The sequence below is a fragment of the Vibrio sp. D417a genome (assembly GCF_030248595.1).
Taxonomy (GTDB): Bacteria; Pseudomonadota; Gammaproteobacteria; order Enterobacterales; family Vibrionaceae; genus Vibrio; species Vibrio alginolyticus.
This window is the reverse complement of the sequence record NZ_JAHGAM010000015.1, coordinates 108,150-120,865: the sequence shown is the minus strand read 5'-3', so window position 1 is coordinate 120,865 and position 12,716 is coordinate 108,150. Positions and strand designations below refer to the sequence as shown.

Annotated in this window: 11 protein-coding genes; 4 read left to right on the top strand and 7 right to left on the bottom strand. The window is 44.6% G+C overall.

Annotated features, from left to right (window positions below; all coding sequences use genetic code 11):
• Positions 1-176: 176 nt before the first annotated feature.
• Positions 177-2,510: a YgiQ family radical SAM protein gene (locus KI742_RS14330; protein ID WP_064368606.1), complete on the bottom strand. Its 2,334-nt coding sequence runs from the start codon at positions 2,508-2,510 to the stop codon at positions 177-179.
• 426 nt (positions 2,511-2,936) lie between these two features.
• Here KI742_RS14330 and KI742_RS14325 point away from each other — a divergent pair, with 426 nt between their 5' ends.
• The 3 genes from KI742_RS14325 to KI742_RS14315 all read left to right on the top strand — a co-directional run bounded on the left by KI742_RS14325 (position 2,937) and on the right by KI742_RS14315 (position 6,543).
• Complete coding sequence (locus KI742_RS14325; RefSeq protein ID WP_285385617.1) at positions 2,937-5,393, top strand: EAL domain-containing protein; 2,457 nt, start codon at positions 2,937-2,939, stop codon at positions 5,391-5,393.
• Positions 5,394-5,479: 86 nt separating this feature from the next.
• Positions 5,480-6,190 carry a hypothetical protein gene (locus KI742_RS14320; RefSeq protein ID WP_064354144.1) on the top strand — a complete coding sequence of 237 codons (711 nt, stop codon included), beginning with the start codon at positions 5,480-5,482 and terminating at the stop codon, positions 6,188-6,190.
• Positions 6,191-6,342: 152 nt separating this feature from the next.
• Positions 6,343-6,543, top strand: a complete 201-nt coding sequence (locus KI742_RS14315; RefSeq protein WP_005376762.1) for a DUF4250 domain-containing protein — start codon at positions 6,343-6,345, stop codon at positions 6,541-6,543.
• A gap of 21 nt (positions 6,544-6,564) precedes the next feature.
• On the opposite strand, the gene metR is transcribed toward KI742_RS14315, so the two are convergent.
• On the bottom strand, positions 6,565-7,476 hold the full coding sequence (gene metR, locus KI742_RS14310; RefSeq protein WP_005376763.1) for an HTH-type transcriptional regulator MetR: 912 nt from the start codon (positions 7,474-7,476) through the stop codon (positions 6,565-6,567).
• 281 nt (positions 7,477-7,757) lie between these two features.
• Between metR and metE the strand changes: the two genes are divergently transcribed.
• The gene (metE, locus tag KI742_RS14305) at positions 7,758-10,040 is read left to right on the top strand and encodes a 5-methyltetrahydropteroyltriglutamate--homocysteine S-methyltransferase (RefSeq protein WP_285385620.1); all 2,283 of its coding nucleotides are present in this window, start codon (positions 7,758-7,760) and stop codon (positions 10,038-10,040) included.
• Between the two features lie 133 nt (positions 10,041-10,173).
• Here the strand turns inward: metE and KI742_RS14300 are convergent, their stop codons facing one another.
• The 5 genes from KI742_RS14300 to KI742_RS14280 all read right to left on the bottom strand — a co-directional run bounded on the left by KI742_RS14300 (position 10,174) and on the right by KI742_RS14280 (position 12,608).
• Positions 10,174-10,566 carry a GspS/AspS pilotin family protein gene (locus tag KI742_RS14300; RefSeq protein WP_005386726.1) on the bottom strand — a complete coding sequence of 131 codons (393 nt, stop codon included), beginning with the start codon at positions 10,564-10,566 and terminating at the stop codon, positions 10,174-10,176.
• A 3-nt stretch (positions 10,567-10,569) separates the two neighbouring features.
• Positions 10,570-10,866, bottom strand: coding sequence for a YciI family protein (locus KI742_RS14295; RefSeq protein ID WP_005376766.1), 297 nt, complete (start codon positions 10,864-10,866; stop codon positions 10,570-10,572).
• A 115-nt stretch (positions 10,867-10,981) separates the two neighbouring features.
• The gene (gene yciA / locus KI742_RS14290; protein ID WP_005376768.1) at positions 10,982-11,377 is read right to left on the bottom strand and encodes an acyl-CoA thioester hydrolase YciA; all 396 of its coding nucleotides are present in this window, start codon (positions 11,375-11,377) and stop codon (positions 10,982-10,984) included.
• Between the two features lie 225 nt (positions 11,378-11,602).
• A complete protein-coding gene (locus tag KI742_RS14285) occupies positions 11,603-12,166 on the bottom strand; it encodes a septation protein A (protein ID WP_005376769.1) in 564 nt (187 codons plus the stop codon).
• 199 nt (positions 12,167-12,365) lie between these two features.
• A complete protein-coding gene (locus KI742_RS14280) occupies positions 12,366-12,608 on the bottom strand; it encodes a hypothetical protein (RefSeq protein WP_169644167.1) in 243 nt (80 codons plus the stop codon).
• Positions 12,609-12,716: the final 108 nt, after the last annotated feature.

Sequence of the window (12,716 nt, the reverse complement as noted above, 5' to 3'; positions counted from 1 at the left end):
TGATTCTGGTTTAACCAAAAAGTTGTTTGTTTTTCCAATAAGTTGGTTGGCGTTTACCATTTTTTGTATTGATTGAATCAAAGTTTGAGTTGTGAGTGATGCCTCAATGAGCCGACAAAACAAAAGGGCTCCAGAGTTAACTCTGGAGCCCTTTCTCGTATTTAAGCTCTAAATAATTAGCGACGCTTTGGTTTACGTTGACCAGCTGGTTTGCCTTGTCCTTGCGGGCGACCTTGGCCTTGCGGTTTGCTACCTGCCGGGCGGTTTGCACCGTTGCCGCTAGGACGTTGGCCGTTGCTTGCAGGGCGTTGACCACCTGTAGCTTTGCCCGAACCGTTACGGTTGCCAGATGGTTTACCATCTTTTGAACCGCCTTCAGAGCGTTTGTTCAAATGACCACCGAAGCCTGGTTGGTTTTTGGTATGTTTGGTTGCAAAGCGGTTTGCCCCGTGACGACCAGATTTACGACGTTGCGCAGGTGTTTGTGCTTCAATGTCTTCTGCAGGAACGAGACAGCCTTGTTTGTCACCAATCAAATGTTTTTTACCCATACTGACTAGGGCTTCACGGATCATTGGCCAGTTTGCTGGATCGTGGTAACGCAACAGCGCTTTATGCAGGCGACGTTGACGTTCACCTTTTGCTACAGGTACATCTTCACGTTTTTTGTACTTCACGCGTTTCAGAGGGTTTGTCTCTGAGTAGTACATCGACGTTGCGTTACACATTGGCGAAGGGTAGAAGTTTTGTACTTGGTCACATTCGAAGTTGTTCTTTTTCAGCCACAGAGCAAGGTTCAGCATGTCTTCGTCTTCTGTGCCTGGGTGCGCAGAGATAAAATAAGGGATTAAGTACTGCTTCTTGCCTGCTTCTGCACTGTATTTCTCGAACATCTCTTTAAAGCGATCGTACGTACCCATGCCTGGCTTCATCATTAGATCAAGAGGACCTTTCTCTGTATGTTCCGGTGCAATCTTCAAGTAACCGCCCACGTGGTGAGTCACGAGCTCTTTCACGTATTCTGGTGATTCAATCGCAAGGTCGTAACGTACGCCAGATGCAACCATCACTTTCTTCACGCCTTCAACTTTACGCGCTTCGCGGTATAAATCGATCGTGTGTTTGTGGTCTGTGTTTAGCTTGTTACAGATGCCCGGGAATACACAAGAAGGACGACGACAGTTCGCTTCCGCTTTTGGATCTTTACAGCCCAGGCGGTACATGTTTGCAGTCGGGCCACCAAGATCGGAAATTGTGCCGGTAAAGCCCGGAACTTTGTCGCGAATTTCTTCAATCTCGTTGATGATAGACTCTTTCGAACGGTTTTGAATGATTCGACCTTCATGCTCGGTAATCGAACAGAAAGAACAGCCACCAAAGCAACCACGCATGATGTTCACAGAGGTCTTGATCATGTCGTACGCAGGAATTTTTGCTTTGCCGTACATAGGATGAGGAACACGCGCGTAAGGCAGGCCAAACACAAAGTCCATCTCTTCGGTCGTCAATGGAATTGGAGCTTGGTTTACCCAAAGTTCACGATCACCATGGCTTTGAAGTAACGCTCGACCAGAGTACGGGTTCGTTTCTAAATGCAGTACACGGCTTGCATGCGCATAAAGAATGCGATCGTTTCTTAGCTTTTCAAACGAAGGTAAACGGACCGCAGTCGTCGCAGCATCGTGGCGTGATGGGCGAATCGTGATTGGTTGTGCAACTGGTTCGTCTTTTTTAGTTTCACACTGAGTTTCTACTTCGTATGGGTTCTTTGGTACGAACGCTTCTTTACGAGGTTTTTCAATGCGAGAAGAATCAATAACCGTGTAGCCTTCTGGCGCAGCTGGCAAGTTCACGGCAGTACCACGAATATTGGTCATGGTGCTGATGTCTTCGCCGTTTGCGATGCGATGTGCTACTTCGACAAGTGCGCGCTCTGCGTTACCAAAAAGTAGGATGTCTGCTTTTGCATCAAACAGTACAGAACGGCGAACTTTATCTGACCAGTAATCGTAGTGCGCAACACGGCGTAGGCTGGCTTCGATACCACCTAAAACAATAGGTACTTCTTTGTATGCCTCACGACAACGTTGAGAGTAAACCAACGTTGCGCGGTCTGGGCGTTTACCACCTTCGTTATTTGGTGTGTACGCGTCATCGTGACGAAGCTTTTTATCCGCTGTGTAACGGTTTATCATGGAGTCCATGTTACCCGCAGTGATCCCGAAGAACAGATTTGGCTTACCAAGTTGCATGAACGCATCTTTATTTTGCCATTCTGGTTGAGCAATGATACCGACACGGAAACCTTGTGCTTCTAGCAGGCGGCCAATGATAGCCATACCAAAGCTTGGGTGATCCACATAAGCGTCACCGGTTACAATGATAATGTCACAGCTATCCCATCCTAGGGCATCCATTTCTTTGCGACTGGTCGGCAAGAAAGGTGCCGTACCAAAACACTCTGCCCAGTATTTTTTGTACTCATGAATAGGAGTGATGTTATTGGTCATATTTTGCTCTCTGTTCCAGGGAGCGCGAATTATAGCGATTTGATTATCAGGTATCTATAACAAACTCATCTATTCCAGCTTAGTTCATCGAGTTTTATTTGGTTTGTAAAAATATCAATGCTCTATCGGCGATTTTCTGTCTAATTTCACCTTGAAAGCCTCATGGTTATAGATCGGTTCATGAAAAATGTCGCAATCTTAATACAAAGTATAAGCAATGGTGTGCTTATATGAGGTAAAGCCTATAATCAAATTGGTGCATATTAAATGCAAAAAGGCTGAGCTGCTCTGGAAATAGTTCTAAGTCGATAGGCTTATCGTTGACACAATCCATCTATAAAGAGGATCGGCAGGTCCCAACTGGAATGTCGCGAATTGACTGTGAATTTTGAGCCTTGGGCTAATTACAAAAAAAGGGGCTAGGGTATGAGTGAATCTACGACAACAGTGCATCCAAAAATGCAAACGACTTCCAGTCTAACTCCTGTTATAGAGTGGTCTTACGATATTGATACTCGCGAGTTCGAATGTGATCAGCAAGGAATGGCAAAGGCATTTGGGATAAGTACGCCAGTAACCAGCCTAAATAACTTGTTTGATCATATGCTGATGGGGCAACAAGAAACGCTAAAACAACGAATTCTAGAAGTGGAACTCTTTGGCGGACGGGGGCGGTTTTCTTGTTGCATGATGCTAAAAAACGTTAACTTAGTGCACGTTACTATTAGTTTTGAAAGGCTCAATAAGCGCATTATCCAAGGCACTATCATTCCACAATTAACAATCACTGGTTGCGAGGAGTTAGCGAAAATCCTCGAAACGATTTTTGATTTGCCGAATGTAGGCGTTTTAGTTGCCGATGAAGATACGCGCATCTTAGGTTGTAACCGTGCCTTTGAGTTACAAATGGGCTATCAAAACCGAGATCTGGTTGGGCTTAAAACTCATATTTTCAGTACCTCTCACCATAGCCAAGCGTTTTATGATCAGCTGTGGCAGCAAATTAATGATGAAGGATGTTGGTGTGGTAACTTGCTGAGCAAAACAGCAAACGGTAGCAACCAAGCTCATCATCTTTGTATTTACCGACTTACGTTTCATTCTGGACGAATTCTTTATCTCGGATTTTCTACGGATATTTCTGCTTCGTTGTTGTGGATGAAAAATCGTTGTGAACAACAGCATGATTGGGCTGCCTTTTTACCAACGAGGAAAGAATTTGAACTCCAATTAGCTACCTTAGCGAATGAAAGCAGAAATAAAGAACTCAACATTGTTATGACACTCAGACCCAAGTTTTCGGAGAGATACTTGCTTGAACAGCAATTAGGTTTTGCAGATTTTATTATGCGAAGTCGCTACACCAGTATTGCGGGGCAGTTATCTCGGGACGTGTTTGTCGTATGCTTGCAGACCCCTCATTGTCAATGGTTGAGCCCGGTTCGTTTGATCCAAATTGCCATGAAAGGATTCTTTAATGAGCTTAGAAATGAAATGGGCACAAAAATGCATGCCACTATCGTTAAAGGCCAAACTGGTGTGTCAATCCTTGGCTATGATACGAACCGACCAAGACAAGCGCTAGCACATGCAGCGCAAGCGATGTTGTCCTCTATTTCCGGTGAAGGCAGCTATTTCAACTTTTACGACAGTGAACTTCACTCTGAATTAGTGAAGCGCCAACATCTCGAGGCGTTTTTGGAGGCGCAAATAGAGAGTGGACTAGTGGACGTTTACTTTCAACCGATTATCGACGTTCAAACCGGAAGAGTGGTTAAGTTCGAGGCCCTCGCACGCTTCTATGATGAAAATGATGCGTATTGTACGCAGAAGATGATCGCTATTATTGAAGATCTAGAACTCATAGCGGCACTTGATGATGTGGTCTGCCAAGCTGCGTTGAAGCACTTTCCGCGCTTACAAGAAATTTATGGCGAGGAAGTGGGCGTGACCATCAATCGCTCCCTCAATACGAAATTGGATTCTCTTCAGATCCTTCAGCGGTCGCATGATTTGATTAAAGCCAGTGGTGTAGACCCTAAGCGAGTAACTATCGAGCTAACAGAAACCGCGTATTTTGAACAAGATGAGGAGCATACTCGAGCTCTAGAGGAAGTGCGGAAAGAGGGCATTGAGATCGCGATTGATGACTTCGGTACTGGGTATTCTTCTTTTTCTTATCTAGAAAAAGGGCAGTTTGATTTACTGAAAATAGACCGAAAATTCATCAAGAACATTTATAAAGGGAGCACCAGCTATAACATTGTGAAAATGGTCACCGAGCTTGCACAGCAAATGAATGTAAAAGTGGTTGCTGAAGGCGTGGAATCTAAGCAAGAACTTCAAGTATTGGCAGAAATCGGTGTCGATTACATGCAGGGCTTTCTATTTTCTGCTGCCGTGCCTGTCGATTTGATGGATAAAGCGGACAGTTATGAGCATCTGTTCTCTGACATCGCGATTGAGTCTAAGCAAAGTGATGTGTTGCAATCTGTGAGCCATGAACAAGTCAGGTCTATAGACCCTGGAGAACCGCTTTCCTTGGCAGTGGAGTACATGAATTTGAATCCAAGCTCGCCTTTAGTTGTTCTCAATGAAAATCGTTGTGTTGGGTTAATTACGAAAGAGACGGTGAATTTACACCTAACGCCTTCGATGGGAACAGAGCGAGAAACTGAACGAGAAAGCCGAATTTGGAAACGTCCTGTTAATCAGATAATGAGCACCGAATTTGTGTTGGTTGATGAGGATTTACCTGTCTCTGTTATTCGAGAGTTGGTTAAAACCGGCATCCGTTTCCCTTGGGTACTGTGTAATACCAAAGAAGAGTACCGTGGAGTTTTAACGCAGGAAGACGCGTTGAAGTATCTTGCTTCTCTGTGAATAAAATTGTCTTACCGTTTTAGCTCATTTGGGGGCTGACTTTCGGTGGTTTGGCGATAGTTGATTTGATATTATCGCCCCCCAAAATGACTTTTGAGCGTGCATTCAACATGATTCAACAATTGCTGGTTACTTTCCCTCCGATGCTATTTGGCGCACAAGCGCTACTGACTTTGCTTCTAATAAAGGGCGATATTTGTCCTGGTCAGCGAGGACGTCTTCATAAAATGTTGCCAGCAGTAGCTGTATTGTGGCTCGCTGTTGCGTCACTTCGCATTGAAGCATTTATGATCGTGTTTGCTATTTTCTACTTCTATTCTCAGGTTCAAACCAAGAAAACGCGTGAAAAAGGGCCACTATGGGCGATGCATTTAGCGAATGGTTTGGCCTTTGCGTATGTGAGTATTCAAGTATTTGAGCAATCAAGCTGGCCAGCATCGATAGCGATGGCGCTAATGATATTTTTCCTTGGGGCGTCATTTTCTCAATTGCTGCTTACGATAGCTCGCAGCAGATTACAGGCATTTCACCGTATTTTACCAGTTACGGGCATTGTGTCCGGAATGCTATTAGTCATCGCAACGTTGTTTGCTTCTTACCAGTTAAATGAAGCTGCACTGAACGCTGCAACACAGCCAATCTTGCTGTCTTTAGCTATGTTAATTTCTTCAATTATTGTGTGGTGTTGGCATATTTTTACGCATAAGAAACCAGAAAAGGTGCAACTGAGCGTTGCCTTGTTGCTAGCACTCGCGTCGATGACGAGCCTGCAAGGTTTATTCTCTCTCGCGGCTTAACCTCTATTCTAAAGACAAAGCTAGACGGCTTATATCCAAGTGCTTTCTTGGTGCTTGGGTATAAGGTGATCACGTTTTAGATCGTACTCACTTTAAATTCGCGTGATTACTACTACGCTTGTTTATATACCTTGTCGAAGAGGAGAGTCGCGATGGATTTAAGCAATGTAGGTAATCTGGACAGCACTATTTTGCTAGGTATCGTCAACGAAAAGCTACGTTTAGAGTGCGACAGTTTTGACGAGTTAGTATCAGTGTATGAGATGGATGTAGAGTCTGTAGTCGGCAAGCTTGATATGCTCGGTTATCAGTACGATCCATTGACTAACCAATTTAAAGCATATCAACGCTAAGCCTTTCATAATCCAAATCTTTTAAGCCACTTTGATTCCGTCAAGGTGGCTTTTACATTGTAGCCTCGCGGTTGCGAAAAAAGCTTGTAAGTAACGCTTTTCTTTCTCTGAGTGACGCGTTGCAGCAAACAAGCGACGCCATAAGCCTTGGCCGAAAGGTTTACTGGTAATAAGACCTTGGCGAGAAAATTCAGAAATCGCCCAATTGGGTAGTGCCGCCACCCCCAATCCAGCAGAGACCATCTGAACTAACATGAGAGTGTTGTCGGCTTGCTTCCATTTCGCAGGTTCTATTCCTGCTGGCTGAAGAAAGTGTTTTACGACGTCTAGCCGTTGTTTTTGAACAGGATAAGAGAGCATGGTTTGATCTGCGAGATCTTGCGGATCAATAATTTCTTTTTCCGCCAATGGGTGGTTGGTTGCGGTAATTAAACGCATTTCAAAGTCGAATAGAGGCTCGTAGTGGACTTCGGATCGAGGTTGGATATCGGAAGTAATAACAAGATCGAGTTCGCCTGCCAATAGAGCTGGGAGTGGTTCAAAGCCAAAACCAGAGGAAAAGTCCAATGTTACGCTTGGCCAAGCAAGTTGGTACTCCCTAAGTGCAGGCATTAGCCATTGGAAGCAAGAGTGACATTCAATGGCCATATGTAATCGGCCATTGACGTCCTCTTTCAAGCTCGCTAAATCATTTTCTGCTCTTGCGAGTTTCGGAAGGATATCTTCTGCAAGACGCAATAGGATTTCTCCCTCTGAAGTGAACTTCACCGGACGAGTCTTTCTCAGGAACAGTTGCCCTCCAATTCGCGCCTCCAAATCTTTGATCTGATGAGACAGTGCCGACTGAGTGAGATGCAAAGCGGTCGCTGTCGCCGTTAGAGAGCCAGTGTCTCGAAGCGAAGTGAGTGTCCGCAAATGTTTTAGCTCTATCATGAATTCCTTTCATCCTTTGTTGCTCGCTATGAACAGAATAGCAATCGTGTAAATAACTTAACGACAAAAAATGGATATGTAAACGTCTAGACGTCTATTTGTTGTTTTTATTTGCGAATCATGTCGCTTCATGATGAATTTTTTTAATAAACAAGTTGAATAAATGGACGTTGTTCTAATATCAGATGAGAGCGATAGTTTAGCCATCCAGACATCTTATTCTTTACCGAAAGATGCTCTGATCCAAACAAATTGAACAAAATTGAGAAAGGAATAGGGACATGGCGACAACGACTCACATACTAGGTTATCCACGCATTGGTGAAAAAAGAGAATTAAAATTCGCTCAGGAGAAATACTGGCGAGGAGAAATTGATCAAGCTGAGCTTAAAAAGGTTGGGGCAGATCTACGCGCCAAAAACTGGCAAACACAAACGGATGCTGGTCTGAGTTTTGCCACCGCTGGCGACTTCGCTTGGTACGATCATGTACTGACGACCACGTTGCTATTGGGTCATGTGCCAAAGCGTCACGCTGATGGTTTCCCTAACCTGGATACGTTGTTCAAAGTGGGTCGCGGTCAATCTCAGGCGGGTTGCAGCTGTGCGGGCGCTGCGGCATCGGATATGACCAAATGGTTCAACACAAACTACCATTACATTGTCCCTGAATTCAGCAAGGACGATACGTTTGAAGTGAGCTGGCCGCAACTGTTTGAAGAAGTCAACGAAGCGCTTCAAGCTGGCCACCAAGTGAAGCCTGTTTTGCTTGGTCCAGTCAGTTACCTTTACTTGGGCAAAGAGGTCGAAGAAGGGTTTGACCGCTTAACCCTGCTACCACGCTTACTTACTGCTTACCAAGCTATTTTGGCAAAGCTAGCAAGTCAAGGTGTTGAGTGGGTTCAGATTGATGAGCCAATTTTGTCACTGGAGCTAGAAAGCAAATGGGCTGATTCGTTTAAGCTAGCCTACCAAGTGATTCGAAGCGATGTAAAAGTGCTGCTAACGACGTACTTTGACTCCGTAAGCGATACGCTAGGCAAAATTGTAGAGCTTCCGGTAGATGGTTTGCATATCGATTTATCTACCGTCCCTAAGCAGCTTGACGATGTGGTTGCCAAGTTACCGGAGGGGTGGGTGCTTTCTGCTGGCGTTGTGAATGGTCGTAACGTGTGGCGTTCAGATTTAAGTGCCCAACTCGAGCGTCTACAGCCAGTCAAAGAGAAACTGGGCGACAAACTTTGGGTTGCCAGTTCATGCTCTTTGCTACATAGCCCGGTTGATCTGGAACAGGAAACAGAACTCAGTGAGGAAGTGAAAAGCTGGTTTGCGTTCGCAAAACAAAAAGTAACAGAAGTCGCCTTGCTTGGCCGCGCACTCGATGGTGATCAAGATGCGATTCTCGCTTGTGATACCTACAGCCAGCCAATCAAAGCACGTAAAACGGCAACGCATGTGAATAAGCCACAAGTTCAAGCACGTTTAAACAGTATTACTGCGTCACTTGCCGAGCGCAGCGCACCTTACGCGGAGCGTGCTGCGCATCAAGCTGAAGTATTGGGCTTGCCTTTGTTGCCAACAACGACAATCGGCTCTTTTCCTCAAACGGGTGAAATCCGGGTGCAGCGCAGCGCTTATCGTGCAGGTCAATTATCTGAGTCTGAATATATCCAAGCACTTAAAGGACATATTGCTGACGCAGTAAAACGTCAAGAGGCGCTCGACCTAGACGTGCTTGTTCACGGCGAAGCAGAGCGTAACGACATGGTGGAATACTTCGCTGAGAACTTGGCGGGTTTTCAAACGACCAAATTTGGTTGGGTACAGAGTTATGGTTCTCGCTGTGTGAAACCTGCCATTGTAGTTGCTGACATTGAACGTGAAAAACCGATCACAGTTGAATGGTCGACGTACGCACAATCGCTAACCAGCAAACAGATGAAAGGCATGTTGACTGGACCAGTAACGATTTTATGTTGGACGTTCCCACGTGAAGACATCACACGTCAAGAAATTGCGCAGCAACTTGCTTTGGCACTGCGTGATGAGGTGTCTGACCTGCAAGATGCAGGCATCAATATCATTCAAATTGATGAGCCAGCCATTCGAGAAGGTTTACCACTCAAAAAACGCGATCACAAAGCGTACTTAGAATGGGCCGTAAATGCGTTTAAGGTCTCTGCGGCAAGTGCAAAACCAGAAACTCAGATTCACACTCATATGTGTTACAGCGAGTTCAATGAAATCATTGATTCGGTTGCGGCACTCGATGCGGACGTCATTACCATTGAAACATCTCGCTCGAATATGGAGTTGCTGAAAGCATTTGAAGAGTTCAATTACCCGAACGAAATTGGCCCTGGTGTTTATGACATTCACTCACCAAACATTCCTACGGAAGAATGGATTGAAGGTTTAATCAAGAAAGCGGCAGAAAAAATTCCGGCTCAACGTTTGTGGGTAAACCCAGATTGTGGTCTGAAAACACGAAACTGGAAGGAGACAGAAGCCGCATTGGCAAATCTGGTTTCAGCGGCGAAGAAGCTCCGTGCTGAGCTGGCGTAACACATCGTTACAGCAAATAAAAACGGAGACTGTGGTCTCCGTTTTTCTATTCTTAATTGTTAACTTTCGTTTTCAGATTATCCAATAATAGCGAATCATCGTCTCATGCCGAAAGCAACAAAAATTACTGTAGCTACTTCACCTGAGTACAAGTCTGTGCGGAAACCAACTCATCTGCCATCAACTGACCGCGAGAATTACGTACCTTAATACGATACATCAAGCCCATATCAATTTGCTTGCGAACTTCTGGGTTGCTGCAGTAGGTATAGATACTGGTATTCAGTACTTGATTTAACGGCTTTGCACCGAGTGCGCCATCGTTATAAATCATCATCATCTCTACAACATTTTTGTTGGATGAGACACGCATTATTTGCAGTGGACCGTACTCTAAAGGGAGGCCCGCTGACAAGACTCCTGCTCGGTTTGATGCCATAAGCTCAAGTTGGCGCTGATTATCATCGGTTGATGAACAGCCAGCCAGAGCACCAAATACCAAGAAAAGACACAGTAATTTTTTCATAAATTAAAACACTTTTTTGAACGGTTTCACGATTACATTATCGTAAACACCAGCCGCTACATAAGGATCGGCTTCTGCCCACGCTTTAGCATCCTCTAGAGAGGCGAATTCAGCGATGACAGTTGAGCCCGTAAATCCAGCTTCACCAGGATTGTCAGAATCTATCGCAGGCATCGGACCAGCTGTAAGAAGGCGACCTTCGTCTTGTAGCTTTTGTAAGCGATCCAAGTGTTGTGGGCGAACGCTCATGCGTTTTTCCAACGAGTTCTCAACGTCCTGTGAAAAGATGACATACCACATAGCATAGTTCCTTAATTGGTAGGGTAAAGTGTTAATTTAACGCCTTTTTTGTGTCTCTCACAAGTGAACAACAGAAAATGTGAGATCCTTTCTAACTGTTAGCGTTGTAGGTTGACTAATTCTGAACCGGACGTGGTTTACCTTCACTGTCAATGGCTACGTAGTTGAAGGTCGCATCACAAACCATGAAGCGTTCGCCAACACCGTGAGCTTTGACGGGTTTGACCCATACTTCCAAATCGACACTCATGGATGTGCGGCCGATCTTAGTGCATTCGCCGTAGCAGCATACGACATCGCCCACACCAACAGGTTTTTTGAACGTAATGCTTGATACCGAAACGGTGACAACGCGACCACAAGAGATCTCTTTTGCCAGAATCGCGCCCGCTAAGTCGAGCTGAGACATTATCCAACCGCCAAAAATATCGCCATTGGCGTTTGTATCTGCAGGCATTGCAAGGGTACGAAGCAGCATTTGACCTTTCGGAGAGCTAATTTCTTGACTCATTGTGACATCCTAAATCTTAAAGGCGCTCAAACTAAGCGCCAACATAGTAAATACCTAGAACCAAAGGTCCTTAAAAAACCGCAGATACCGGACCAGAGAAAGTTGGTTTACAGCAGCAAGAATGGTCTGAAAACGGTACGTTGTTTGAGCGGTTTACTGATACATGGAGCAAAACAGCGACCCTAAGGTCGCTGTGAAGTCGCGGATTATAGCAAAACTGAGTTTTTAATCATCAGTGGACACATCGGATGAGTTATTTTTTTGTTCTTTTGGCATGTGTTTATAAATGTAAAAGCCAGTCGCAATCATGTAGGCAAATGTCGCGATCAACATTCCAAATACTTTGAAGTTAACCCAAACATCCAACGGCAATTCGTAAGCAATATAAATGTTTAGGCCAGCGAAGAATGAGAAGAAGCCAACCCAAGCCCAGTTAATCTTTGCCCAAACAGCGTCAGGTAACGTAATTTCCTTGCCTAGCATACCTTTGATGGCTGATTTTCCCAATGCGTGGCTCACTGCTAAGCCAATCGCCAGAATCGCGTAAATGATGGTGACTTTCCACTTTATAAAATTGTCGTCGTGGAAGAAAAGGGTCATGCCGCCGAAGATAGTGACGATAACAAATGTTATTAGCTGCATCTTTTCGACTTTCTTATACAGCGCGTAGGTGACGACAAGTTGAATGGCTGTTGCTACGATCAGTGCACCTGTCGCCACGTAGATGTCGTACAGCTTGTATAAAGCGAAGAAAACGATGAGTGGTATAAAGTCTAGGATCTGCTTCATGATGGCAAAATCTACCTAATTATTGAATTGAAGACAGTCTAACGGAATCTGACAAGATGTGAATACTGAGGAAGTTAAGGTAAGAATAGTAACGCTTAGTATATCGTATAGACCGCAAGATTCTTCCATGTCGAAACAGCATATGGAAGGAATAAAAATTGCCGCGATGAGGCGGCAATAAAGTTGAGAGTTTTAAACCTTAAGCAACACGTTGATATTGGGAAATAAGCGTTTTTACATCTTCTAAATAGCCTTCCCGTAGTAAGTTATCGACCGTTGCTTCTAGCTCTTCAAGAGACATCGTGAAGCAAGTGGATTTACCAGTCATCAGGCTCAGATAGTGATGATACTCTTCTTCTGTATAGTGGCCTAAGCGATCAAGTAACAGTGTTTTGATTCCATGATGAATCAGGCCGTAGTATGTATGTCGATGAAGTAACATGGCGATCTCCTTATCAAGCTCATACGCTACTCATTTGCAGCCTGCTTGACCTTCTGGATAATTCGATTTACTCCAATAATGCACATCTAGTGCCAATTCTATATTTGC

Bases quoted from the DNA above. Each gene is read 5' to 3' on its own strand.
- KI742_RS14280 (WP_169644167.1), bottom strand. From the start codon at position 12,608: ATGTTACTTCATCGACATACATACTACGGCCTGATTCATCATGGAATC.
- KI742_RS14295 (WP_005376766.1), bottom strand. From the start codon at position 10,866: ATGTGGTATGTCATCTTTTCACAGGACGTTGAGAACTCGTTGGAAAAA.
- KI742_RS14320 (WP_064354144.1), top strand. From the start codon at position 5,480: ATGACTTTTGAGCGTGCATTCAACATGATTCAACAATTGCTGGTTACT.
- metE (WP_285385620.1), top strand. From the start codon at position 7,758: ATGGCGACAACGACTCACATACTAGGTTATCCACGCATTGGTGAAAAA.
- KI742_RS14315 (WP_005376762.1), top strand. From the start codon at position 6,343: ATGGATTTAAGCAATGTAGGTAATCTGGACAGCACTATTTTGCTAGGT.
- yciA (WP_005376768.1), bottom strand. From the start codon at position 11,377: ATGAGTCAAGAAATTAGCTCTCCGAAAGGTCAAATGCTGCTTCGTACC.
- KI742_RS14300 (WP_005386726.1), bottom strand. From the start codon at position 10,566: ATGAAAAAATTACTGTGTCTTTTCTTGGTATTTGGTGCTCTGGCTGGC.
- KI742_RS14330 (WP_064368606.1), bottom strand. From the start codon at position 2,510: ATGACCAATAACATCACTCCTATTCATGAGTACAAAAAATACTGGGCA.
- metR (WP_005376763.1), bottom strand. From the start codon at position 7,476: ATGATAGAGCTAAAACATTTGCGGACACTCACTTCGCTTCGAGACACT.
- KI742_RS14325 (WP_285385617.1), top strand. From the start codon at position 2,937: ATGAGTGAATCTACGACAACAGTGCATCCAAAAATGCAAACGACTTCC.
- KI742_RS14285 (WP_005376769.1), bottom strand. From the start codon at position 12,166: ATGAAGCAGATCCTAGACTTTATACCACTCATCGTTTTCTTCGCTTTA.